This window comes from Sphingomonas sp. Sph1(2015), assembly GCF_001970915.1.
In the GTDB taxonomy this organism is placed as follows: Bacteria; Pseudomonadota; Alphaproteobacteria; order Sphingomonadales; family Sphingomonadaceae; genus Sphingomonas; species Sphingomonas parapaucimobilis.
Genome location: NZ_MQUI01000040.1, coordinates 1 through 21,458, shown reverse-complemented (window position 1 = coordinate 21,458; position 21,458 = coordinate 1). Strand labels below are relative to the sequence as shown.

General features: G+C 67.7%; 26 protein-coding genes. 14 read left to right on the top strand and 12 right to left on the bottom strand.

Going from position 1 to position 21,458, the window contains the following annotated elements; all coding sequences use genetic code 11:
• The first annotated feature begins 9 nt into the window (after positions 1-9).
• Positions 10-462, top strand: coding sequence for a MaoC family dehydratase (locus tag BSZ14_RS14545; RefSeq protein ID WP_076711470.1), 453 nt, complete (start codon positions 10-12; stop codon positions 460-462).
• Here the strand turns inward: BSZ14_RS14545 and BSZ14_RS14540 are convergent.
• Complete coding sequence (locus tag BSZ14_RS14540; RefSeq protein ID WP_076711478.1) at positions 459-983, bottom strand: hypothetical protein; 525 nt, start codon at positions 981-983, stop codon at positions 459-461. The two genes, BSZ14_RS14545 and BSZ14_RS14540, sit on opposite strands and share 4 nt — an antisense overlap.
• A 286-nt stretch (positions 984-1,269) precedes the next feature.
• Here BSZ14_RS14540 and petA point away from each other — a divergent pair, with 286 nt between their 5' ends.
• The 7 genes from petA to BSZ14_RS14505 all read left to right on the top strand — a co-directional run bounded on the left by petA (position 1,270) and on the right by BSZ14_RS14505 (position 6,779).
• Positions 1,270-1,863: a ubiquinol-cytochrome c reductase iron-sulfur subunit gene (gene petA, locus BSZ14_RS14535; protein WP_076711469.1), complete on the top strand. Its 594-nt coding sequence runs from the start codon at positions 1,270-1,272 to the stop codon at positions 1,861-1,863.
• A 14-nt stretch (positions 1,864-1,877) separates the two neighbouring features.
• Positions 1,878-3,161, top strand: a complete 1,284-nt coding sequence (locus BSZ14_RS14530) for a cytochrome b (RefSeq protein ID WP_076711468.1) — start codon at positions 1,878-1,880, stop codon at positions 3,159-3,161.
• Between the two features lie 26 nt (positions 3,162-3,187).
• Positions 3,188-4,036 (top strand): cytochrome c1, encoded by an 849-nt coding sequence (locus BSZ14_RS14525; RefSeq protein ID WP_076711467.1) that lies wholly within the window; start codon positions 3,188-3,190, stop codon positions 4,034-4,036.
• Positions 4,037-4,294: 258 nt separating this feature from the next.
• Positions 4,295-4,831, top strand: a complete 537-nt coding sequence (locus BSZ14_RS14520) for an adenine phosphoribosyltransferase (protein ID WP_076711466.1) — start codon at positions 4,295-4,297, stop codon at positions 4,829-4,831.
• Complete coding sequence (locus tag BSZ14_RS14515) at positions 4,831-5,286, top strand: tRNA (cytidine(34)-2'-O)-methyltransferase (protein WP_076711465.1); 456 nt, start codon at positions 4,831-4,833, stop codon at positions 5,284-5,286. Before BSZ14_RS14520 ends, BSZ14_RS14515 begins: the two co-directional genes overlap by 1 nt.
• Positions 5,287-5,320: 34 nt before the next feature.
• Complete coding sequence (hemF, locus tag BSZ14_RS14510) at positions 5,321-6,181, top strand: oxygen-dependent coproporphyrinogen oxidase (protein ID WP_076711464.1); 861 nt, start codon at positions 5,321-5,323, stop codon at positions 6,179-6,181.
• Between the two features lie 4 nt (positions 6,182-6,185).
• Positions 6,186-6,779, top strand: coding sequence for a GNAT family N-acetyltransferase (locus tag BSZ14_RS14505; RefSeq protein ID WP_076711463.1), 594 nt, complete (start codon positions 6,186-6,188; stop codon positions 6,777-6,779).
• On the opposite strand, the gene BSZ14_RS19030 is transcribed toward BSZ14_RS14505, so the two are convergent.
• Genes BSZ14_RS19030 through BSZ14_RS14495 form a run of 3 tightly spaced genes read right to left on the bottom strand, consistent with a single transcriptional unit; the run spans position 6,763 to position 8,388 of the window.
• The gene (locus BSZ14_RS19030) at positions 6,763-7,089 is read right to left on the bottom strand and encodes a hypothetical protein (RefSeq protein ID WP_139330463.1); all 327 of its coding nucleotides are present in this window, start codon (positions 7,087-7,089) and stop codon (positions 6,763-6,765) included. The genes BSZ14_RS14505 and BSZ14_RS19030 overlap by 17 nt on opposite strands.
• Positions 7,090-7,107: 18 nt before the next feature.
• Positions 7,108-7,512 (bottom strand): hypothetical protein, encoded by a 405-nt coding sequence (locus BSZ14_RS19025; RefSeq protein WP_083748274.1) that lies wholly within the window; start codon positions 7,510-7,512, stop codon positions 7,108-7,110.
• 27 nt (positions 7,513-7,539) lie between these two features.
• Positions 7,540-8,388 carry a hypothetical protein gene (locus tag BSZ14_RS14495; RefSeq protein WP_139330461.1) on the bottom strand — a complete coding sequence of 283 codons (849 nt, stop codon included), beginning with the start codon at positions 8,386-8,388 and terminating at the stop codon, positions 7,540-7,542.
• A gap of 157 nt (positions 8,389-8,545) precedes the next feature.
• On the opposite strand from BSZ14_RS14495, the gene lipB reads away from it, so the two are divergent.
• The 4 genes from lipB to BSZ14_RS14475 all read left to right on the top strand — a co-directional run bounded on the left by lipB (position 8,546) and on the right by BSZ14_RS14475 (position 12,566).
• Positions 8,546-9,199: a lipoyl(octanoyl) transferase LipB gene (gene lipB / locus BSZ14_RS14490; RefSeq protein WP_076711461.1), complete on the top strand. Its 654-nt coding sequence runs from the start codon at positions 8,546-8,548 to the stop codon at positions 9,197-9,199.
• 90 nt (positions 9,200-9,289) lie between these two features.
• Positions 9,290-9,562, top strand: a complete 273-nt coding sequence (locus tag BSZ14_RS14485) for a hypothetical protein (RefSeq protein WP_042484220.1) — start codon at positions 9,290-9,292, stop codon at positions 9,560-9,562.
• A 247-nt stretch (positions 9,563-9,809) separates the two neighbouring features.
• Entirely contained in the window at positions 9,810-10,520 is a 711-nt protein-coding gene (locus tag BSZ14_RS14480; RefSeq protein WP_076711460.1) for a hypothetical protein, read from the top strand.
• Positions 10,521-10,703: 183 nt separating this feature from the next.
• Entirely contained in the window at positions 10,704-12,566 is a 1,863-nt protein-coding gene (locus BSZ14_RS14475; RefSeq protein ID WP_076711459.1) for an ABC-F family ATP-binding cassette domain-containing protein, read from the top strand.
• 268 nt (positions 12,567-12,834) lie between these two features.
• On the opposite strand, the gene BSZ14_RS14470 is transcribed toward BSZ14_RS14475, so the two are convergent.
• Together BSZ14_RS14470 and BSZ14_RS14465 are read right to left on the bottom strand one after the other, a co-directional pair.
• The gene (locus BSZ14_RS14470) at positions 12,835-13,113 is read right to left on the bottom strand and encodes a DUF3297 family protein (protein WP_076711458.1); all 279 of its coding nucleotides are present in this window, start codon (positions 13,111-13,113) and stop codon (positions 12,835-12,837) included.
• A 103-nt stretch (positions 13,114-13,216) separates the two neighbouring features.
• Positions 13,217-13,612 carry a hypothetical protein gene (locus BSZ14_RS14465; RefSeq protein WP_076711457.1) on the bottom strand — a complete coding sequence of 132 codons (396 nt, stop codon included), beginning with the start codon at positions 13,610-13,612 and terminating at the stop codon, positions 13,217-13,219.
• A gap of 139 nt (positions 13,613-13,751) precedes the next feature.
• Here BSZ14_RS14465 and BSZ14_RS14460 point away from each other — a divergent pair, with 139 nt between their 5' ends.
• Positions 13,752-14,153 carry an EVE domain-containing protein gene (locus BSZ14_RS14460; protein ID WP_076711456.1) on the top strand — a complete coding sequence of 134 codons (402 nt, stop codon included), beginning with the start codon at positions 13,752-13,754 and terminating at the stop codon, positions 14,151-14,153.
• A gap of 219 nt (positions 14,154-14,372) precedes the next feature.
• Here the strand turns inward: BSZ14_RS14460 and BSZ14_RS14455 are convergent, their stop codons facing one another.
• From BSZ14_RS14455 to BSZ14_RS14445, 3 genes are all read right to left on the bottom strand, one after another.
• Entirely contained in the window at positions 14,373-15,191 is an 819-nt protein-coding gene (locus BSZ14_RS14455) for a shikimate 5-dehydrogenase (RefSeq protein ID WP_076711455.1), read from the bottom strand.
• Between the two features lie 61 nt (positions 15,192-15,252).
• Entirely contained in the window at positions 15,253-16,320 is a 1,068-nt protein-coding gene (locus BSZ14_RS14450) for an NAD(P)H-dependent flavin oxidoreductase (RefSeq protein WP_076711454.1), read from the bottom strand.
• Positions 16,301-17,011, bottom strand: a complete 711-nt coding sequence (locus BSZ14_RS14445; RefSeq protein WP_076711453.1) for a c-type cytochrome — start codon at positions 17,009-17,011, stop codon at positions 16,301-16,303. Before BSZ14_RS14445 ends, BSZ14_RS14450 begins: the two co-directional genes overlap by 20 nt.
• Before the next feature lie 116 nt (positions 17,012-17,127).
• Between BSZ14_RS14445 and BSZ14_RS14440 the strand changes: the two genes are divergently transcribed.
• On the top strand, positions 17,128-18,018 hold the full coding sequence (locus tag BSZ14_RS14440) for a prephenate dehydratase (protein WP_076711452.1): 891 nt from the start codon (positions 17,128-17,130) through the stop codon (positions 18,016-18,018).
• A 132-nt stretch (positions 18,019-18,150) separates the two neighbouring features.
• Here BSZ14_RS14440 and nudC read toward each other — a convergent pair whose 3' ends face one another.
• The 3 genes from nudC to mutY are packed head-to-tail and all read right to left on the bottom strand — an operon-like array spanning position 18,151 to position 21,397.
• A complete protein-coding gene (gene nudC, locus BSZ14_RS14435; RefSeq protein WP_076711451.1) occupies positions 18,151-19,005 on the bottom strand; it encodes an NAD(+) diphosphatase in 855 nt (284 codons plus the stop codon).
• On the bottom strand, positions 19,002-20,327 hold the full coding sequence (locus tag BSZ14_RS14430; RefSeq protein WP_076711477.1) for a serine hydrolase domain-containing protein: 1,326 nt from the start codon (positions 20,325-20,327) through the stop codon (positions 19,002-19,004). Before BSZ14_RS14430 ends, nudC begins: the two co-directional genes overlap by 4 nt.
• An 8-nt stretch (positions 20,328-20,335) precedes the next feature.
• Positions 20,336-21,397 carry an A/G-specific adenine glycosylase gene (gene mutY / locus BSZ14_RS14425; protein WP_241823775.1) on the bottom strand — a complete coding sequence of 354 codons (1,062 nt, stop codon included), beginning with the start codon at positions 21,395-21,397 and terminating at the stop codon, positions 20,336-20,338.
• Positions 21,398-21,458 lie beyond the last annotated feature (61 nt).

The window sequence follows — 21,458 nt, the reverse complement described above, 5'->3', positions numbered from 1 at the left end:
GCAATGAGGATGATCTGGCTGGAGGATGTCGCGGTCGGCGACGTGTCGCGGTTCGGCGCGTACAAGGTGGAGCGGGACGAGGTCATCGCCTTTGCCCGGCGTTACGATCCCCAGCCCTTCCACCTGTCCGACGAAGCCGCCGCCGCCACCCATTTCGGGCGGCTGTCGGCCAGCGGCTGGCATACCGCATCGATGGCGATGGCGATGATCGTCGCGCATTTCCGCGATACCGGCTTCCAGAGCATCGGCTCGCCCGGGGTCGACGAACTGCGCTGGACCAGGCCCGTCTTTCCCGGCGACACGCTCCATTGCGAAACGGAGGTGCTGGAGACGCGGACCTCGGCCAGCCGCCCCGAAATGGGCTTCGTCATCAGCCGCTGGACCGTGCTTAATCAGGACGATGTGCCGGTCATGACGATGCGTCCCACCGTCATGATCCGTACCCGCCCAAAGGCCGGTTAACGCGGACCCCGCCCGCCGCGTCCGCCCGGTCGGCCGCCACGCCAGCCGCCGGGACGCGGCGCGGACGGGGTCGGGCGAACGCCCTCGCCGCCGCGCCACCGGCCGGGATTGCCGCGCCAGCCGCCGGGCGCAGGGGTCGCACCGGGCACCGGTCCACGCCAGCCGCCCCGGCCCCAGCCGCGCCACTGGTCCCGGATCGCCCCGCCGCGCCACGCATCGCGACGCCCTTCCCAATAGGCGCGCTGACCGTCGTTCCAGCGGAACGGGCGGCGATACCGATCATAGACGTAGACGCCGGTGCCCGGATAATAGAAGTCGTTATACCAGCCATAATAGGACGGCGCGTAGCCATAACCGCCATAGCCGCCGCCATAATAGCCCGGCGCATAACCGCCGCCATAGCCGGCACCCACCGACACGCCGTTATAGCCATAGCCGTCGGCGCATCCGCCCAGCGCCAGCAACCCGGCCGCGATCGCCACGGCCCAGCCCGTCTTTCTCCCCAGGTTTTTCAGGGTCATCATCCTCTCCATGCCCCTGGTCCAGCCGGAGCGGGTGCGGCAGGGGTCCGTCATCCGCGTCTATCGACGGTCAACCCCGCAGCGCGAAGGGAGGTTCCTGCGCCTTGCCGCCTGCACGGGCGGTGAACGCCCAAAGGGGATTGGCAAAGTCGGTCAAGCAAGGCTAACCTGACGTACCGTTCATCGAGGACGGGCTTGAGATAGGCGGCGCATGACCGGGGGCAATCCGGCACGACCGTCGGATCGTAGCGTGTCGAACGCGAGCGAAGGTGGAGGGACAGGACGAATGGCGATGACGGAGAACACCGTACCCCCCGGCGAGGCGCCGGAGCCATTCCACGAAGAGGTCCATGATCCCCGTCGCCGCGACTTCATCAATGTCGCCGCCGTGTCTTTCGCGGGTGTCGGCGCGCTGGCGATCGTCCTGCCGCTCATCAACCAGATGAACCCCTCGGCCGATGTTCTCGCCCAGTCCACCACCGAGATCGACCTGTCGAAGATCCAGCCGGGCCAGGCGATCAAGGCCAGCTTCCGCAAGCAGCCGCTGTTCGTGCGCAACCTGACGCCCAAGGAAATTGCCGAGGCCAACGCCGTGCCGCTGTCCGAACTGCGCGATCCGCAGACGCTGGCGGAGCGGACCAAGCCGGGCAAGACGAACTGGCTGATCACGCTGGGCGTCTGCACCCATCTGGGCTGCGTGCCGCTGGGCGCGGGCGAGGGCGAGAACAAGGGGCCGTATGGCGGCTATTTCTGCCCCTGCCACGGCTCGGCCTATGACACCGCCGCCCGCATCCGAAAGGGTCCGGCGCCGAAGAACCTGTTCGTGCCCGAATACAAATTCGACAGCGACACGACCGTCACGGTCGGCGCGGCCGCTTAAGGGAGACCCGAGAAATGAGCTTTCCCTGGGCCAAACATTATCAGCCGAAACAGCCGGTCATGCGCTGGCTGGACGAGAAGCTGCCGCTGCCGCGCCTCGTCTACAATGCGGTGGGTGCGGGCTATCCGGTGCCGCGCAACCTGAATTACTTCTGGAATTTCGGCGTGCTGGCGGGGGCCGCCCTCGCCATCCAGATCATCACCGGCGTCGTGCTGGCAATGCACTATGCCGCCAATGCGGGCGTCGCCTTCGACTCGGTCGAAAGCATCATGCGCGACGTGAATGCGGGCTGGTTCCTGCGTTATGCCCACGCCAACGGCGCGTCGATGTTCTTCATCGTCGTCTACACCCATATCTTCCGTGGTCTCTATTACGGATCGTACAAGGCCCCGCGCGAGATGGTATGGCTGCTCGGCGTTGTGATCTTCCTCCTCATGATGGCGACGGCCTTCATGGGCTATGTCCTCCCCTGGGGACAGATGAGCTTCTGGGGGGCGCAGGTCATCACCGGCTTCTTCTCGGCGATCCCACTGGTCGGCGATACCATCCGCATCTGGCTGCTGGGCGGCTTCGCGCCGGACAATGCCGCGCTGAACCGCTTCTTCTCGCTCCACTATCTGCTGCCCTTCGTGATCGCGGGCGTCATCATCCTGCACATCTGGGCGCTGCACATTCCGGGTTCCAACAACCCGACCGGCGTGGACGTGAAGGGCGAGCAGGATACCGTGCCCTTCCACCCCTATTACACCGCCAAGGATGCGGTGGGTCTGGGCGTGTTCCTGCTGGTCTTCGCCAGCCTGCTGTTCTTCTTCCCCAATTATCTGGGCCACCCGGACAATTACATCCCGGCCAACCCGCTCTCGACCCCAGCGCATATCGTGCCAGAATGGTATTTCTGGCCCTTCTATGCGATCCTGCGCGCCTTCACTGCCGACTTCATCCTGCCCGCCAAGCTGTGGGGCGTGCTGGCGATGTTCGGGTCGATCCTGCTGCTGTTCTTCCTCCCCTGGCTGGACAGCTCGCCGGTGCGGTCGAACAATTTCCGGCCCAAGGCGCGAGTCGCCTTCTGGGTGCTGGTCGTCGACGTCCTGCTGCTCGGCTGGTGCGGCGGCTCGCCCGCAACGCCTTTCTTCATCATCCTCAGCCAGCTGACGGCGGCCTATTATTTCCTCCATTTCCTGGTGATCCTGCCCTGGATCGCCCGGACGGAGCGCCCCGCGCCCCTGCCCAACTCGATCACCGAAGCCGTGCTGTCCAAGCATGGCGGGACCGCACCCACCAAGTCGGCCCTGGCCTGACCCGAACCGAAAGAGGATAGCTGAACATGGTTCGTGGCATCGCATTCCTGGTCGGGGCGGCCTTCACCTTCGTCCTCGCCATCGCGCTGTGGGGCAGCGTCTCGGGACTCGTCTCAGAGCCGCCCGCGCCCACCGCCGAGGAGGAGTTCCACCTTCACCCCAAGCCCGCGCATCTGGCGTCGGACGGCATTTTCGGCCGCTTCGACCGCCGCCAGCTCCAGCGCGGCTTCCAGGTCTACAAGGAGGTCTGCGCGGCCTGCCACTCGCTGCGGCTGGTCGCGTTCCGCGACCTGAAGGACCTGGGCTATACCGACCCCGAGGTGAAGGCGATCGCCAACCAGTGGGTGATCGAACAGCCCAGCATCAACCCGGAGACGGGCGAGGCGACGACACGCAAGAACGTCCCCGCCGACCGCTTCCCGTCGCCCTTCGCCAACGAGGTGGCGGCGCGCGCGGCGAACAACAACGCGCTGCCGCCCGACCTGTCGCTGATGGCCAAGGCGCGGCATGACGGCGGCAACTATATCTACTCGCTGGTCGGCCCCGACGCCTATCGCCCGCAACCCGCCGAGCTGCTGCGCAAGTTCCCCGACGCCAAGACGCCGACCGGCCTGCACTATAACCCATACTTCGCGAACCTGAACATCGCGATGCCGCCGCCGCTGACCTCGGACGGCCAGGTGCAATATGCCGACGGCACGCTGGCCAGCCGCGACCAGATGGCCAAGGACGTCGCCGCCTTCCTGACCTGGACCGCCGAGCCCAAGCTGGAATCGCGTCACGCCGCCGGGATCGGGGCGTTCGTCTTCATCCTGATCTTCTGCTTCCTGGCCTGGGGCGCGTATCAGAATGTCTGGCGCGACGTGAAACACTGAGATCGGGAAAGCCCGATGTGAGAGAACTGGGGCGGTTTCCGACAAGGGAGCCGCCCGTTTTATATGGGCCTTTCCGTCCCGCCCCCCGCAATCCCAACGTCCGTTCAGGCTGAGCGAAGTCGAAGCCCACGCCCCGCCCTCTCCATCTTTCTTGGCAGCGGGATTCCCCTGGCCTTCGACTTCGCTCAGGCTGAACGGAAGTGATGGAGTTCGGGCCTCCCCCTTTACCCCCGCGCCCCACAGGCCCATTACGCCCCCATGAGCGCCTATGATGACCTGAAAGCCCTGATCCGCACCATCCCGGATTTTCCCAAGCCCGGCATCCAGTTCCGCGACATCACCACCCTGCTCCTCGATCCCAAAGGCTTCGCGCAGACGATCGAGCGGATGGCTGCCGCGACACGCGGGACCGTCGATCTGGTCGCCGGGATCGAGGCGCGGGGCTTCCTCTTCGCCGCTGCGCTCGCCTTGCCGCTGAAGGCGGGCGTGCTGCTGATCCGCAAGGACGGCAAGCTGCCCGGCGCGACCATCGCCGAGGATTATGCGCTGGAATATGGCCAGGACCGCATCGCCATCCATGAGTATGCGCTGGTCCCCGGTGCGCGCGTGCTGCTGGTCGACGACCTGATCGCCACCGGCGGCACCGCGCGCGCCGCCGTCCGGCTGATCCGCAAGGCGGGGGGCGTGGTCGAGCAGGCGCAGTTCCTGGTCGACCTGCCCGATCTGGGCGGTGCCGATGCGCTGCGCCAAGAGGACATCGCGGTCGATGCGCTGCTGTCCTTCCCCGGCCACTGATGCGGCTCGCGCTGCATGAGCCCGATATCGCGGGCAATGTCGGCACGCTGATCCGCACCGCGACCTGTTTCGGCGTCGCGGTCGACCTGATCGAGCCGATGGGCTTTCCCTATTCCGACCGCGCGCTCGCCCGATCGGCTATGGACTATGCCGCTATGGCCGAGGTCGTGCGCCATGCCGATTGGGACGCCTTTCGCGCCGCGACGCGCGGGCGGATCGTGCTGGCGACGACACAGGGCGCGATCCCGCTGCCCGAGATGGTGTTCCGCCCCGACGATGTGATCCTGCTCGGCTCCGAGGGCGCGGGCGTGCCGGAAGCGGTTCATAACGCCGCCGATATCCGCGTCCGCGTGCCGATGCGGGCCGGGGTCCGCTCGCTCAACGTCGCGATCACCGGCGGGATTCTGCTGGCCGAGGCACGCCGCCAGACGGGTTGGGATCAAATGCCGGGTTGACCCTGCCCCCCGCCCCCGCCCAGAACGCCGGGCGATGAACAGCCGCACCCCCGACATCGCGCTCGACGCCGAGCAGGACGCCGCCCGCCTCTGGTTCGAGTCCCTGCGCGACCGGATCTGCGCCGCGTTCGAGGCGATCGAGCGCGAGGCGGGGTCGGACACCGCCTTCCAATACACCGCCTGGGACCGCACCGATCCCAGCGGCGAACCCGGCGGCGGCGGCGTGCGCGGGGTGATGAAGGGCCGGGTCTTCGAAAAGGTCGGCGTCAACGTCTCGACCGTCGGCGGCACCTTCGAGGGGCCGTTCGCCAAGACCATCCACGGCGCGGGCGACGATCCGCGTTTCGTGGCGACGGGGATCAGCCTGGTCGCGCACATGGCCAATCCGCATGTGCCGGCGGTCCATATGAACACCCGCTTCCTCACCACCACCAAGCGCTGGTTCGGTGGCGGCGCGGACCTCAACCCGCCGCTGCCGATCGAGGAAGACACCGCCGACTTCCACGCCCGGCTGAAGACCGCGTGCGACGCGCATGACCCGGAGCACTACCCCCGGTTCAAGGCGTGGGCGGACGAATATTTCTACATCCCGCATCGCCAGGTTCATCGCGGCGTGGGCGGCATCTTCTACGATCATCTGGAGGGTGATTTCGACGGTCATTTCGCCTTCACCCGCGATGTCGGCGAGGCGTTCCTGGACGTCTTCCCGCGCATCGTCCGGCGGCGCATGGGCCTGCCCTTTACCGAGGCGGACCACGCCCAGATGCTGGCGTGGCGCGGGCGCTATGCCGAGTTCAACCTGGTCTATGATCGGGGCACGTTGTTCGGGCTGAAGACCGGCGGCAATATCGACGCGATCCTGATGAGCCTGCCGCCGCTGGCGACGTGGGAATAAGCCCGTGGCGCTGATCCCCGTCGACCCCGCCGAGATCGCCACCATCGTCACCACGCTGGAGATGCGCGAGCGGCCACGCCCCCGCCCCCTGCCCGCCGCGCCGCTGCAACTGGTCGCCTGGGCCAAGCCCGATCCGGCGAAGTATCGCATGCTGTTCCAGCGTGTGGGCGCGCCCTGGCTCTGGTTCTCGCGGCTGGTGATGGACGATGCGACGCTGACCGCGATCATCCACGATCCCGCCGTCGCGGTCTTCGCCGTCGTCGACCGGGCGGGGATCGAGGTCGGGCTGCTCGAACTCGATCATCGCACGGATGGGGAATGCGAGATCGGCTATTTCGGGCTGATCCCCGAGCTGGCGGGGCAAGGCCATGGCCGCTGGCTGATGGCGCAGGCGCTGATGCGCGCCTGGACCGCGAAGGTCGAACGGGTGTGGGTGCATACCTGCACGCTCGACCACCCGTCCGCGCTGAATTTCTATCGCAGGCAGGGCTTCGTGCCCGTATCGCGCGCGATCGAGACGTTTCGCGATCCCCGTGCGCTGGGCGTCCTGCCCGAGGACGCCGCGCCGCAAATCCCCCGGCTCAGCCCGCGCGATTGACCAGGCGGCGATAGGCCGCGACCGACACCAGCGCCTGGGCGAGCCCCGCCGCCATCGCCACCGCCGCCGATCCGGCCTGGAGCAGCGCGACCGCGACCGGATTGCCCGCACCATCGCCCTGCACAGCCTCGATCAATGCCAGGAAGGGCTGCGCCCCGATCATGCCGCCCAGATAGGTGCAGGACGCCAGCGCCGCCATCGACAGGCCCGTGCCCCGCGTCAGCGACACCGAACGAGCCAGCGCCGCCATGGCGGGCATACGCCGCTCGGCGAACAGCACCGGGCCGACCAGCAGCAACCGCCCGGCCACATACAGCCCCGGCAGGATTTAGAGCAGCATCCCCGCCCCCACCGGCAGCGCGACCAGGATCATCGCCAGCAGGAAGCGCGGCGCCATCCGCAATGCGCGGCCCAGCGCTTCACCGACCGTTACCGGCCCGCCGAGGGTCAGCGCCAGGATCGCGGCCGTCCCGATCAGGCCGACCGCATAGCTGGCGAAATACCAGCCGCCATAATGGCCCGCCCAGGCCCCGACCGAATCGATCCAGGCCATGGCGCGCGCGGTCGCCTCGCCACCCTCGGTCTCGGGCAGCGGCGGCGCAGGCACCAGCAGCCCCAGCGCAAAGGCGGGCCAGAACAGGAAGGGCGCGGACAGGCGGATCAGCAGCACGCAATCGCGGCGGAACACGGCCCACGCATCCCGCAGGGTGGCGACGACATCCAGTTTCATCATTCCAGTTTCATCACGAGGCCCGTTTCATCACAGGGACGAACCGACCTCTCCACGATGCGCCTGCTCGCCCGCCGTCGCGACGTACAGCCGCGCGACGAAGACATAGGCCAGCGTCATGAACCCCGCGCTGACCACCGATCCGAGCAGTGCCGCCAGCCGGACGGCGGTCAACGCCTGATCCGCGCCCAGCGCCAGACGAAGCGCCGCGCCGGTGACGCCCTGCACCGCCAGCGTCGCGACCAGCATGACCACCCCGAACAGCAGGAACACGCCGATCAGCCGCCAGGTCAGCCCCTGCGTCAGCGCGATGGAGCGACGGATCGCACCCAGTCCGCGCCGCTCGTTCAGCACCACGGCATAGATCAGCATCAACCGCGCCGCGAGCCACAGCGACGCCACTATGATCGTCAGGCCGTACAGGATCAGGAACAGCGCCGCGCCGCCGCTCATCGACGGCAATTTGGACGGGTCGCCGTTCGCTGCGACCGCGGCGGCGAAGTTGAAATGCGAAAGCCCCAGCACGACGACCATCACCAGCACGACGAGCGCAAAGGCGAAACCGATCGCCAGGGCGACGCCCAGCACCGGCCACATCCGGCGAAGGCCCGCGCGCGACGCGGCGGCACTGGTCGTCGCCGGATGGGTCGCCAGCGCCATGATGGCCAGCTGTGCCCAGATGCCCAGCAGCGCGGACAGGACGATCAACCCCAGCCCCGTCATCCCCATGGACGGCTGGGTGGCTCCGGACGGCAGCAGCACGATCTGCAACACGCCCGGCAGGACGAAGCCGATCAGGGCAAAGGGGGCCATCATCCCGGCCCTGCCCGCCAGCACCTGCTGCGTGCTGTCCCACACCGTTCCGATCCTGACGGTCATGCTACCTCCCTTGGCGGCCCACCCCGTCCGCCTGTCCGGGTCTGCCTAAACGATTGCCGGATGCAAAGCCATCATGCCGGGACCGGCTGGTTGCGGAGCGCTTGCATCGACGCAGCGTCGGGCGCAAGGACAAGGAATCGTGACCCATATTCCCGACATGCCCGATATCGAATGGCGGATCAGCCCGGGCCTGACCCCCTATGACCAGTCGCTCGCCGAGATGGAGGCGCGCGCCGCCGCCGTGGTGGCTGGCGAAGCGCGGGAGCTTGTCTGGCTGCTCGAACATCCGCCCGTCTATACTGCCGGGACCAGCGCCGACCCGGTCGAGCTGGTCGATCCGCGTTTCCCGGTGTTCCAGACCGGGCGCGGCGGGAAATATACCTATCACGGCCCCGGCCAGCGGACCGGCTATCTGGTCCTGGACCTCAACAAGCGCGGGCGCGACGTGCGGCATTTCGTCCATACGCTGGAGGGCTGGCTGATCGCCGCGCTGGGGCGGCTGGGGGTCAACGCGTTCCGTGCCGAGGGGCGGGTCGGCATCTGGACCCGCGACGGCGGCCCGGAGGCGAAGGTAGGCGCGATTGGTGTGCGCGTGCGTCGCTGGGTGACACTGCACGGCTTTGCGATCAACGTCGCGCCCGACCTGTCCCATTTCGGAGGGATCGTGCCCTGCGGCCTCGCGGAATTCCCGGTGACCAGCCTTTTTGCGTTGAACGGCGTCAAGTCGTTGGAAACCTTTGACGAGGCGCTTGCGTTCAGCTTTCCGGCTTTCCTCAACGATCTCGACGCGGTGCGACAAAACGAGGCTTGAGGACCAGACGGTATCCGATTAATGTCCACCCCGATTTGGGTAATAGGGCCAGCAAGCCGTTCCAAATCCATAATATCAAGGGAGCTTCCAATGCGTGCAATCATCTCCAAGGTCCTGACGGGCTCGATCATCGCCGGCGCGGCGCTCGCGGTTTCGGCTTGCGGCTCGAAGACCGAGAACACCACCGACGCGAACATGACCACCGAAATGAACGCTTCGGAAGGCATGGACACCGCCACCGACAACATGACCGCCGTCGACGGCACCATGAACGGTGGCATGATGGCCAACGACACCACCATGTCGAACGACATGATGATGGCCAATGACACGATGATGACCAACGCGACCAACGCGATGTAATCATCGTCGGGGTCATCCCGACGAAGGGGGCCGTCCGGGCGACCGGGCGGCCCCTTTTTCATGGGTGCTCCCCAAATGTTCGCGATGACGGGCCGGGCGGAGCAAACGCCGGATTTCGCTATGTTTCCGTAACGATCGATCGCGCATGAACGATGGCCGTGCGGGCGTGATTCCGTTTGGGAAAAAAGCCGGAAAGCGTTATGTTTCGGGACGCTCGAAGGCCCTACGGGGGAAGGATCGGAACACAATGAAAGTGGTGCGTACCGCGCTGGTAGCTGGCGTGGCGTTTTGGGGGATGGGTGCCGCGGCGCCCGCATCGGCGCAATTCTTCCTGCAGCCCTATAATTTCCAGGGAAAGCCCGTCCAGGGCGACGAACCCGGCATCGGCCAGCCGCTGCCCGGCGCGACCCCGGCGGAGTTGCGCGCGGGCCTGCTGTGGAACATGCGCGCCGCGCTCAACGTCGCCGCGCTGCAATGCCAGTTCGAACCGATGCTGACGACCGTTTCCAACTATAACGCGACGCTGAAGGATCACGAGGCCGAGCTGAAGGGCGCGTTCGACACGCTGGGCGCCTATTTCAAGCGGCAGAACAAGTCGGTGAAGGCCGGGCAGGACGCGCTCGACCAATATGGCACGCGCACCTATGCCAGCTTCTCGTCGGTGTCGGGACAGCTGGGCTTCTGCACCACGGCGGCGTCGATCCTGCATCAGGCAGTGTTCACCCCGCGCGGCCATCTGGGCGAGCTGGCGGTCGACCGGATGCGCGAGCTGCGCAACAGCCTGGTCCCGTACGGCGAGCAGCGTTTCCCGCGCTATATCGGGCGCGAGCAGCATATCGTCGCCACCATGCCGCGCCTGGATGCACTGTGCTGGAACAAGAAGGCGGAATGGGTCGTCAAGAAGTGCGGCGTGCAGAACTGGCCGCCCGCCGGCGCGACGAGCCTGGCGGCGCGCTAAGACCAAATCCTCCCCGGCACGGGGAGGTGGCAGGCCGCAGGCCTGACGGAGGGGGGCTTCCACTACGGATGCCCTGTGTGGAACGCCCCCTCCACCACCGCTTCGTGGCGGTCCCCCTCCCCGTACCGGGGAGGATGAAAGCCCCCCTCCCCATCCGCGCCATAATTTGCTAGGCGCGCGGCCATGCTCAATCTGAATGGCATCACCGTGCGCCTGGGCGGCCGCACGATCCTCGACGGTGCATCCGCCGCACTCCCCCCCGGCAGCCGGGTCGGCCTGATCGGCCGCAACGGTGCGGGCAAGTCCACGCTCGTCCGCGTGATCGCAGGCCAGCTGGAGGCCGATGACGGCGCGTGCGAGATGCCCAAGGGCGCCAAGCTCGGCTATATCGCGCAGGAAGCCCCCGACGGCACCGCGACGCCTTTCGAGACGGTGCTGGCCGCCGATATCGAGCGCGCCGAGCTGATGGAGCGCAGCGAGACCGAGAGCGATCCGGAAAAGCTGGGCGACATTTACGAGCGGCTCATCGCGATCGACGCCTATACCGCCCCCGCGCGCGCCTCCAGCATCCTGCAAGGGCTTGGCTTCGACGAGGCGATGCAGGCACGGCCTCTGTCCAGCTATTCGGGCGGGTGGAAGATGCGCGTGGCGCTCGCCGCGCTGCTGTTCTCCGCGCCCGACGTGCTGCTGCTCGACGAACCATCGAACCACCTCGACCTCGAAGCGGTGATGTGGCTGGAGGATTTCCTCAAATCCTATCGCGCGACGATCCTGCTGGTCAGCCATGAGCGCGATTTCCTGAACAACGTCGTCGACCATATCCTGCACCTGCAAGGCGGCAAGGTGACGCTGTATCCGGGCGGTTACGACTCGTTCGAGCGCCAGCGTGCCGAGCGGATGGCGCAGCTCGCCGCCGCCAAGGCGAATCAGGACGCGCAGCGCGCCAAGTTGCAGGACTATATCGCCCGCAACTCGGCCCGCGCCTCGACCGCCAAGCAGGCGCAGAGCCGCGCCAAGATGCTGTCCAAGATGCAGCCGATCGCCGAGATGGCGAACGACCCGTCGCTGTCCTTCGACTTCCCCGATCCCGACCAGCTGCGCCCGCCGCTCATCACGCTGGACCTGGCGAGCGTGGGCTATGCCGAGACGCCGATCCTGAAGCGGCTGAACCTGCGCATCGACCCGGACGACCGGATCGCGCTGCTCGGCCGCAACGGCAACGGCAAGACGACGCTGGCCCGCCTGCTCGCCGCGCAGCTGACGCCGATGGAAGGCGGCATGAACTCGAGCGGCAAGATGCGCGTCGGTTACTTTACCCAGTATCAGGTCGAGGAACTCGACACCGACGACACCCCGCTGGAGCATATGACGCGTATCATGCGCGGCGCGACCCCGGCGGCGGTGCGCGGGCAGCTGGGCCGGTTCGGCTTTTCGGGCGACAAGGCGACGACCAAGGTCGGCAAGCTGTCGGGCGGCGAGCGCGCCCGCCTGGCGCTGGCGCTCATCACCCGCGACGCGCCGCACATGCTGATCCTCGACGAGCCGACCAACCACCTCGACGTTGACGCGCGCGAGGCGCTGGTCCAGGCGCTCAACATGTACAAGGGCACGGTCGTGCTGGTCAGCCATGATCGCCACATGCTGGAAATGACGGCGGACCGGCTGGTGCTGGTCGACAATGGCACGGCGAAGGAGTTCGATGGGTCGCTGGACGATTACATCGCCTTCGTGCTGAAGGGTGACGCGGGCCAGGGCGACGCCGCGTCCAAGGCGGACCGGGCGGCGAACAAGAAGGCCTCGGCCGAGCAGCGCGAACGCTTCAACGCGATGAAGAAGACGCTGCGCGGCATCGAGGACGAGATGGCCAAGCTGACCCGCGAGCGCGACGCGCTGGACAAGGCGATGAACGACCCGGCGGCGGCCGAACCGCGCCATGCGAAACTGTCGATGGGCGAGCTGAACAAGCGGCGTGCCGAGGTGGTCGACAAGCTGGCCGAAGCGGAAGTGCGCTGGATGGAAGCGGGTGAGGCGATGGAGGCGGCGTGATGCCCGCCATCCGTTCGCACTGAGCGAAGTCGAAGTGCGGTGGGGGATTCCCGTGGGCTTCGACTCCGCTCAGCCTGAACGGAGGTTGGGTACTCACCCTCCCTTATCACAGGCGTACCCCGGCGAAGGCCGGGGTCCAGTTTCCGCGAAGTCGGCGGCGCGCGATTTGATGAGGGGGAGGCGATGGCCCACCACCCTTGATACGCTGCGCAACCGGTCCCCGGCCATCGTCGGGCTACGCCTGACAATGCCGGGGCAGGCCCGCTAATTAAGCTCCGGTTTCTTCCGAACTCTCTTCGGCACCGCCGGCCGGATTCTCGATCCACGCCTCGACCTCGCCGTTCAGCTTCAGGGTCAGCGGGCGGCCATGGCGGTCGACCTTCTTGCCCAGCGCGACGCGGATCCAGCCTTCGGAAATGCAATATTCCTCGACGTCGCGGCGTTCATTGCCCTTGAAGCGGATGCCGACCCCACGCGAGAGGAGGTCCTGGTCGAAATAGGGGCTGTCCGGGTTGGTGGACAGGCGATCGGGAACGGTATCGGTCATGCCATGGCCTTAACGCCGACTCGGGGGCGCTGCCAAGCAGGGCTGCCAAGAAAAAGCCCAAAGAAAAGCGGCGCCGGGATCGCTCCCGACGCCGCCAAGGACCTTAGTTGCAGACCCGTACCTGCACATTGCGGCCCCAATAAGGGTCCCAGCGCCAGTCGGTCCAGCAGCGCGGCGCGTAGCTGCGATACTCATATTGATAGACCGGCGGCGGGGGCGGCGGCGCATAATAGGGATCATAGCCCCGATTGTAATAATAGCCGCGATCGACATAGCGCGGCTGGTTGCTGCTCGCGATGGCCGCGCCGACGCCCAGACCGACGATACCGCCCAGCAGCGCGCCCGCGACGGCATCGCCGCCCCGGTCACGATGGTAATAGCCGCCATAACCACCACCCCAGCCACGGCCCCAACGCTGTGCCTCGGCCGGCGCCGCCGCCGTCAGCGCGGTGGCGCCCAAGGCGAGGCCCAGTCCCAGCTTCTTCCAAACTCCGTTCATACCGAACCTCCGATACTGATACGCCCGGTCCGCTGATCGCAAAACGCGCAGGCGGCGTCCGTGTTGCCTTCCCTGCCACTATGGGGCTGAATGGACACGGAATGTGGCGTTTAGGCGCGGTTCAGGAGGGAAAGCGGAAATGGCATACTGGCTGCTGAAGTCGGAGCCGGACAGCTATGGCTGGGACGATCTGGTCCGGGACGGGCGGACCGAATGGGACGGCGTGCGCAACGCCGCCGCCGCCGGGCATTTGCGGGCGATGCAGCCGGGCGACTCGGCGCTTTTCTATCATAGCGGCAAGGACAAGGCGGCGGTCGGCATCGCGACGATCACCCGCGCCGCCAAACCCGATGGCGATGACGGGCGCTGGGTCTCGGTGGAGATCGCCCCCGACCGCCCGCTGCCCCGCCCCGTCACGCTGGCCGCGATGAAGGAGGAGGCGAAGCTCGCCGCCCTGGCGATGCTGCGTCAGTCGCGACTGTCCATATCGCCGGTGGGAGAGGCGGAATGGGCGGTGCTGATGGCGATGGCAGAACTTTAGGGCGCGATGGCATGGGATCGAACCGAGCCTAGCCCCTCCCCTTGACGGGTTGGGGTGGGACATCGCCACAGACCCGGCGTTTGCGGAAACGCCCCACCCCCTGCCCCTCCCCTGAAGGGGAGGGGGGGATCAAGCTGATGCCATCATGCTTCAAATCCTCCTTTGCAAAGGGAGGTGGCAGCGCGCAGCGGATGGTCCCCCTTCCCGTGCCGGGGAGGGTCAGCCCATGCGATAGGCGTAATCCGCCGCCTCTTGCACCTGCTTTGGCGTGGGGCGGACGCCGGTATAGAGCACGAACTGCTCCAGCGCCTGAATGGTCGCGACCTGGGTGCCGGTGATCACCCGCTTGCCCAGCCCCCGCGCCATGGACAGGAAGCGCGTCTCGGGCGGATATTGCACCACGTCGAAGGCGATCTCGGCACGGTCGATCATCGCCTCCGGGAAGGCGAGCTGATCCTCATCGCCCCCGGTCATGCCGATCGGCGTGACGTTGATGAGCAGCGGCGTGCGCTTATCCAACTCCGCCGACCAGGCGAAACCATAAAGCGCGGCCAATTCGCGCCCGACCGCCTCGTTGCGCGCGACGATGGTCCCGTTCGCGAAACCCGCGTCGCGCAAGGCTGCCGCCACCGCCTTGGCCATGCCGCCCGATCCGCGCAGGACGAAGGGTGTGGAGGGATCGATATCGGCGATCAGCTCGACCACGGCGGCATAGTCGGTGTTGTAGCCGGTCAGCCGCCCATCATCATTGACGATGGTATTGACGCTGTCGATCGCCGCCGCCGACCCGGCCAGCCCGTCGAGCATCGGAATCACCGCCTCCTTGAACGGCATCGAAATCGCGCAACCCCGGATATTCAGCGCCCGAATCCCGCCGACCGCCGCCGCCAGATCGGTCGTGCTGAACGACTTGTAGACATAGTCCAGCCCGGTCAGCTCATAGAGCCGGTTGTGGAAGCGCGACCCGAAATTGCCGGGCCGCGCCGACAGCGACATGCACAGCCGCGTGTCGCGACCGATGGGGGGTTTTGTGGTCATGTCACGGGTTTAGCGGAGTGTTGGGGGGAGCGCATCCCTTGGCCGATGCCCACGCCTCGCCCTATCCCCGCATCTCTCCCGCAATCGCCCGAACCAGTTCGGCTGCGGGCCGGGCACGAGCCAATGGCGCCCCCTGCCCCGCCCATTGCGCGCCATAGCCGCCCTCTCCCCTCGCCTTCGCGGCGGCATTCAACGCCTTTCCCGCATCATAGGCGATCGGATAATCCGGCACCGCCACCGGCAAAGCCTCCCCCATCGCGGTGAAGCGATTGGGCAAGCAGCGCGCCGGACGCCCCGAGATCGCACGGGTCATCACCGTATGCGCGGCCCCCTCGCCCATCAGGGCGGCGCGGTACGCCGCATCCGCCGCGCTCTCGGGACAAGCGATGAACGCCGTCCCCAGCTGCGCCGCCACCGCACCCAGCGCCAGAGCGGCCGACACACCCGCACCGTCCATGATCCCGCCCGCCGCGATCACCGGCCGCCGCGTCCGCATCACCAGCAAGCGGGTCAGCGCCAGCGTACCCAGCCGGTCGTCGGGCGCATCGGGATCGAACATCCCGCGATGGCCGCCCGCCTCATAGCCTTGCGCCACCAGCATATCGATCCCGGCACTCTCGGCGGCCTGCGCCTCAGCCAGCGAGGTCACGCTGGCCAGCAACAGGCATCCCGCCTGTTTCAGCGCGGCGATGCGGGGACCATCGGGCAGGCCGAAGTGAAAGCTGACCACCGCCGGTTTCGCCGCGACCAGCAGCGTCAGCATCGCATCGTCCTGCGCGAAGCTCGAATAGATTGCCCGCAACGCTGCTGGTGGCTCGGTGTCGAACGCCGCAAAGGCGGGGCGAAGCGCTTCGCACCACGCCGTCTCGCGCGCCGGATCGGGCTCGGGCGGCGCATGGACAAAGAGGTTGACGTTGAACGGCCTTTCGGTCCGCTCACGCGTCTCGGCGATCATCCGGGCGGCCGCATCGGCGTCGCCAGCCCCGAGCGCGATCGCGCCCAGACCGCCGCCCGCATTCACCGCTGCGGCCATGGCGGGGGTCGACACCCCCGCCATCGGCGCCTGCAGGATCGGAACGTCGAGGGTCAGCCGATCCCGCGCACCCGTATCAGCGCGGCGCCTTGGCACCTTCCACCGCCGCTTGGGGATCGACCGAGGGCGCGCCCTTGGCGGGCGTGCCGGTATTGGCGATCGATCCGGTGTCGGCGCGCGGATCTTCCTCGACCTTGTTGACCGCCGGGTCCGTGCCGTTCGCAGGCGCGTCGCCCGCCGCCGGTTCCGCCTTGGCGGCCGGGGCCGCCGGAAGCGGAAGATTCGATCCCTGCTGGTTGAGGTACAGGATCACGTTCGCGCGGTCCTGCGGATTGGACAGCCCGGCAAAGGTCATCTTGGTGCCGGGCGCGAATTTGCGCGGGGACGTCAGCCACGCGTTCATCTTGTCCCAGTCCCATTTGCCGCCGACCGCCTTCAGCGCGTCGGAAAAGGCGAAGCCCGCTTTCCCCTGCGCAATGGCCTCACCCATGGTGGCATAGAGATTGGGTCCGATGCCGTTCGCGCCACCCTGGTTGATGGTGTGGCACGCGGCGCATTTCTTGAAGACTTCGGCGCCCTTGGCCGCATCCGCGGTAGGCAGCAACGAGGCGATCGGCACTTCGGCGGCACCGCCGCCCGCGCCTTCGACCTCCACGCCCTCGATCGCATAGCCCATTTTTTCGGGGCGTTCCTCGTGGAAGATCATGCCGCCGACGATCGAAAGGCCCAATGCCGTGCCTGCCGCACCCAGCACCCATCCCGCGATCGTATTGGTCTTTAGGTCCATCGCGTTTCGCTGCCCCGCCAATATCTCTCCTGAACGGGGACCTTAGGTGCGGCTTTCGCGAACGGCAAGTTCTGCTTCCTTGATCGTGCGGCGTGCGGGCTTTACGCCGCACGCCCATGGAGAATTACGCCGCCCCCGCCCGCCCCATCGTCGAGGCGATGACCGCCGCCGCCCTGGCCGAACCGGCCCGCGCCGTCGCCTTTCAGGGTGCGCCGGGCGCCAACAGCCATGTCGCCGCGACCGAGGTGTTCCCGGACGGCCTGCCCTTGCCCTGTTTCGATTTCGCCGACGCGCTGGACGCGGTGAAGAGCGGCAAGGCCGACCGTGCGATCATCCCCATCGAGAATTCGCTGCACGGGCGCGTCGCCGACATCCATTTCCTGCTGCCCGAATCCGGGCTGGTCATCACCGGCGAGCATTTCCTGTCGATCCGCCACGCGCTGATGGCGACGGGCGGGCGCGACGGGCTGGTCGAGGCGATGAGCCATCCTCAGGCGCTGGGCCAGTGCCGCCACTGGCTGCGCGCGCATGGCATCCGCCCGATCGCCTATGCCGACACGGCGGGCGCGGCGGCGCGGGTGGCGGAGATGGCCGACCCGCGCGTCGCCGCGCTCGCCCCGCCGCGCGCCGCCGAACTCTATGGCCTGAACCTGCTGGCCGAGGATATCTCGGACGCCGACAGCAACATGACCCGCTTCGTCGTGCTGGCGCGGGGCGGCCAGCCGCCGGTCGGCGACGGGCCGTGGATGACCAGCCTGATCTTCGAGGTGAAGAATATTCCCGCCGCGCTCTACAAGGCGATGGGCGGCTTCGCGACCAACGGCGTCAACATGACCAAGCTGGAAAGCTATCAGCGTGGCGGTAGTTTTGCCGCGACGGAATTCTATTGCGACGTGGTCGGGCGGCCTGGCGAAGCGGCGTTCGACCGCGCGATCGAGGAGCTGGGGTTCCACAGCAAATGGGTGCGGATGCTGGGCACCTACGCCCAGGCGCGGCAGCGGGGGTAAGATCCTCCCCGGTGCGGGGAGGGGGACCGCCGCGAAGCGGTGGTGGAGGGGGGCTACCACACAGGACGTCCTTTAAGGCGCGCCCCCTCCGACAGGGCTACGCCCTGCCACCTCCCCGCGAGCGGGGAGGATTTATTTTGCCCACGCCTCCAGCAGCGTATGCGCGATGGCATAGGACGGCGGCACGCCGAAACGCGACTCATCCCCCGCCAGCGCCGCACGCACCGCGTCGCGCGACACCCAGATCGCGTCCTCCAGCTCGGTCGTGTCGATGGTCAGCCGGTCGTCCACCGCCTCCGCCACGCAGGCGATCATCAGCGAGGACGGGAAAGGCCAGGGCTGGCTGGCGATATAGCGGACATGTCCGACCCGCACGCCCGCTTCCTCGAACAGTTCGCGCGCCACCGCTTCCTCGATCGATTCGCCCGGCTCCAGGAACCCGGCCAGCGCCGAATAGCGCCCCGGTGGAAAGGTGGGCTGGCGGCCGAGGAGCGCGCGGCCGTCATGCTCGGCGATCATGATGACGACCGGATCGACGCGCGGGAAATGCTCGGTCCCGCATGCGGGGCAATGCCGCCCCCAGCCCGCCCGGAACGGCGCAGTTGCCGCCCCGCATTTCGCGCAGAAGCCATGCCGCGCATGCCAGTCGAGCACCGACCGCGCCGCCGCATAGGTCGCCGCTTCGCCCGCCTCCAGCGCGTGCAGCGCCGCGATCATCTCGAACGAACGGCCTGTCGCCGGTTCGCCGGTCAGCCGCGCGAAATGCGGCACCCCGTCCTCGATGCCGAGCAGGACATGATCCTCCGGGACCGCATCCGCATCGATCGCGGTCCAGCCCAGCCGCCCGCCGTCCAACACCGGCTGATAGTCGTTCAGCATCAGCAGCCGCGCCGACGGATCGGCCAGCGCCGCCGCAAACCCCGCCGGATCGTGGCGCAGCGGGTCGGCCCGATCCAGCCGCCCGCCGGTAAAACCCAGCGTCGTCACTTCGCCATCCGCCCCAGATCCTTCCCCAGATCCTTATAGAGCGCCGCCGCCAGATCGCCGCGCAACGGATAACGGTCAGCGGGGAAGTAATTGACCATCACCGTGCCGCGCACATGCCGGGTCGGATCGACATAGGCGATGGTGCCCGCCGCCCCGCCCCAGCCATAGGTGCCCTTGCCCGGCCCGCCCGGCGTGTCGGCCAGCGTCACCGATCCGCCCGCGCCGTAACCCGTCGGCACCTCGCCACCGCTGCCCCCGCTCGCGCCCGTCACCGAACCATAGGTGACACCGGCGGGCAGCAGGTTGGACATGGCGAGCCGCACCGTCTCGGGCTTCATCACCCGGACGCCGTCGACCTGCCCCTCATTCTGGAGCATCTGGAGAAAGCGGTCATAATCGCGCGCCGACATGACCAGCCCCGCGCCGCCATAGGGAAAGCTGGGGGCCAAGCGAAAGACCGAGGTTGCCGCCGGATCCACCGGCACCATCGTGTCGCCCACGAAGGTATAGTTGGTGACCAGCCGGTTCGCCGCCGAAGCGGGAACCTGCCAATAGCTGCTGTTCATCTTCAAGGGCGTGAAAAGACGGGTCTGGACGAACCGTTCGAACGGCATGCCCGACACCTTCTCGACCACCGCCGCCAGCACGTCGAGGCCCATCGAATAGCTCCACCGCGTCCCCGGCTCGGCGATCAGCGGCGCGGTGGCGGCGCGCTCGGCGAATTGCTGAAGGGTGGCGGGGCGGGTCGGACGGACCACGGCCTCGACCTGCGCATTGGCGGCAAAGGGCACCAGTCCCAGCCGCTCATATTCCTTGAGCAGCGGCCCCTTGGCGGTGAAGCTGTATCCCAGCCCCGCCGTATGGGTCATCAGTTCGCGGATCGTGATCGGGTTGGTGGCCGGGCGACTGTCGAGCGAGGCCTGCGGATTGGTCAGCACCCGCATCTGCTTATAGGCCGGATAGATGTCCGACAGCGGCTGGTCGAGTTTCAGCCTGCCTTCCTCGACCAGGATCATCGCGGCCATGGCGGTGATCGGCTTGGTCATCGAATAGACCCGCCACAGGCTGTCGGGCGTGGCGGCGGGCGCATTCGGCTCGGCGGCGATCCGGCCTGCCGCCACGAACATCGGCGGCTGCCCCGGGCGTCCGATGGCGGCGACGATGCCAGGCATCTTGCCCGACCGGACATAACCGTCGAACAGCGCCTGGGTCGCGGGCAGCGTGCTGGCGGCTTGCGCCTTGGGCACCTGCGCCACCTGCGCGGGGGCGGCGGCACTCAGCAGGGTCAGCATCGCCCCACCCGTCATCATCACTCGGCGCATCATCGATATCAGACCCTTTTCAACAGATCGGCTGCCCGCGCGAACAAGGTAGGCAGCCCCGCGGTTCCCAGATCGGCGATCGGCCACCATTCACCCGCGCTGTCATTCTCCGGCTTGCCATCGGTGCGGGCGAGCGCCAGTTCGAGTTCGAAATGGGTGAAGCCATGCACGACCGTCTCGTTCAGCATCGTCCATGGCCCCTGCCCCGGCGCATCGGCCAGCCCCGGCCGTGCATCGACCCAAGGCCCGGTCGGCAGCGCGCGCATGCCGCCCAGCATCCCCTTGTCCGGGCGGCGGACCAGCCAGACGCAGCCCTTATGCTCGATCCAGAAGACGGTACCGTGACGATAGGGTCGCGCCTTTTTGGGGGCCTTGGCGGGCAGCGTCTCCGCGATCCCCTCCGCCCGCCCCCGGCAATCCACCGCGATCGGGCAAAGCAGGCATTGCGGCTTCTTCACCGTGCAGATGGAGGAACCCAGGTCCATCATCGCCTGCGCGAAATCCCCCGCGCGGGCATCGGGCGTGATCCGGTCAGTGGCCTCGCGGATCGCGGGCCGCGCGGCGGGCAGCGGCGTTTCGATCGCGAACAGCCGGGCGACGACCCGCTCGACATTGGCGTCGACCACCACCGCCCGCTCACCGAACGCGATCGCCGCGATCGCCGCCGCCGTATAGGCCCCCAGCCCCGGCAGTGCGCGAAGCCCTGCTTCGGTCGTCGGAAAGCGCCCGCCATGCTCGGCGACCACCGCCCGCGCCGCCTTCACCAGATTGCGGGCGCGCGCATAATAGCCCAGCCCCGCCCAGGCGGCCATGATATCCTCGTCCGGCGCCGCCGCCAGGCTGGCGACATCGGGCCAGCGCTCCACCCAGGCGGTGAAGCGGGGCGTGACCGCCGCCACCGTCGTCTGTTGCAGCATCACCTCGGACAGCCAGACGCGGTACGGGTCGGACACCTCCCCCGGACGGCTGCGCCAGGGCAGGTCGCGGGCATGGCGGTCGTACCAGGCGAGCAGCCGGGCGGCGGGGCCGCCATCCAGGGGGGCGGGCGATGATGAATGCTTGGCGTCCACCCGCCCGCTATGGCATGGGGACGGATATGAGCAAGCGCGTCCGCGCCCCCCAGGAGCCGCC

What these genes read in the sequence shown, in the direction of transcription:
- BSZ14_RS14475 (WP_076711459.1), top strand. Translation starts at nt 10,704, where the DNA reads ATGCTCAATCTGAATGGCATCACCGTGCGCCTGGGCGGCCGCACGATC.
- BSZ14_RS14430 (WP_076711477.1), bottom strand. Translation starts at nt 20,327, where the DNA reads ATGCGCCGAGTGATGATGACGGGTGGGGCGATGCTGACCCTGCTGAGT.
- hemF (WP_076711464.1), top strand. Translation starts at nt 5,321, where the DNA reads ATGAACAGCCGCACCCCCGACATCGCGCTCGACGCCGAGCAGGACGCC.
- lipB (WP_076711461.1), top strand. Translation starts at nt 8,546, where the DNA reads ATGCCCGATATCGAATGGCGGATCAGCCCGGGCCTGACCCCCTATGAC.
- BSZ14_RS14455 (WP_076711455.1), bottom strand. Translation starts at nt 15,191, where the DNA reads ATGACCACAAAACCCCCCATCGGTCGCGACACGCGGCTGTGCATGTCG.
- BSZ14_RS19025 (WP_083748274.1), bottom strand. Translation starts at nt 7,512, where the DNA reads ATGATGAAACTGGATGTCGTCGCCACCCTGCGGGATGCGTGGGCCGTG.
- BSZ14_RS14530 (WP_076711468.1), top strand. Translation starts at nt 1,878, where the DNA reads ATGAGCTTTCCCTGGGCCAAACATTATCAGCCGAAACAGCCGGTCATG.
- petA (WP_076711469.1), top strand. Translation starts at nt 1,270, where the DNA reads ATGGCGATGACGGAGAACACCGTACCCCCCGGCGAGGCGCCGGAGCCA.
- BSZ14_RS14480 (WP_076711460.1), top strand. Translation starts at nt 9,810, where the DNA reads ATGAAAGTGGTGCGTACCGCGCTGGTAGCTGGCGTGGCGTTTTGGGGG.
- BSZ14_RS14540 (WP_076711478.1), bottom strand. Translation starts at nt 983, where the DNA reads ATGACCCTGAAAAACCTGGGGAGAAAGACGGGCTGGGCCGTGGCGATC.
- BSZ14_RS14470 (WP_076711458.1), bottom strand. Translation starts at nt 13,113, where the DNA reads ATGACCGATACCGTTCCCGATCGCCTGTCCACCAACCCGGACAGCCCC.
- BSZ14_RS14445 (WP_076711453.1), bottom strand. Translation starts at nt 17,011, where the DNA reads ATGGACCTAAAGACCAATACGATCGCGGGATGGGTGCTGGGTGCGGCA.
- BSZ14_RS14460 (WP_076711456.1), top strand. Translation starts at nt 13,752, where the DNA reads ATGGCATACTGGCTGCTGAAGTCGGAGCCGGACAGCTATGGCTGGGAC.
- BSZ14_RS14465 (WP_076711457.1), bottom strand. Translation starts at nt 13,612, where the DNA reads ATGAACGGAGTTTGGAAGAAGCTGGGACTGGGCCTCGCCTTGGGCGCC.
- BSZ14_RS14545 (WP_076711470.1), top strand. Translation starts at nt 10, where the DNA reads ATGATCTGGCTGGAGGATGTCGCGGTCGGCGACGTGTCGCGGTTCGGC.
- BSZ14_RS14440 (WP_076711452.1), top strand. Translation starts at nt 17,128, where the DNA reads ATGGAGAATTACGCCGCCCCCGCCCGCCCCATCGTCGAGGCGATGACC.
- BSZ14_RS14525 (WP_076711467.1), top strand. Translation starts at nt 3,188, where the DNA reads ATGGTTCGTGGCATCGCATTCCTGGTCGGGGCGGCCTTCACCTTCGTC.
- BSZ14_RS14485 (WP_042484220.1), top strand. Translation starts at nt 9,290, where the DNA reads ATGCGTGCAATCATCTCCAAGGTCCTGACGGGCTCGATCATCGCCGGC.
- BSZ14_RS14520 (WP_076711466.1), top strand. Translation starts at nt 4,295, where the DNA reads ATGAGCGCCTATGATGACCTGAAAGCCCTGATCCGCACCATCCCGGAT.
- BSZ14_RS14515 (WP_076711465.1), top strand. Translation starts at nt 4,831, where the DNA reads ATGCGGCTCGCGCTGCATGAGCCCGATATCGCGGGCAATGTCGGCACG.
- BSZ14_RS14495 (WP_139330461.1), bottom strand. Translation starts at nt 8,388, where the DNA reads ATGACCGTCAGGATCGGAACGGTGTGGGACAGCACGCAGCAGGTGCTG.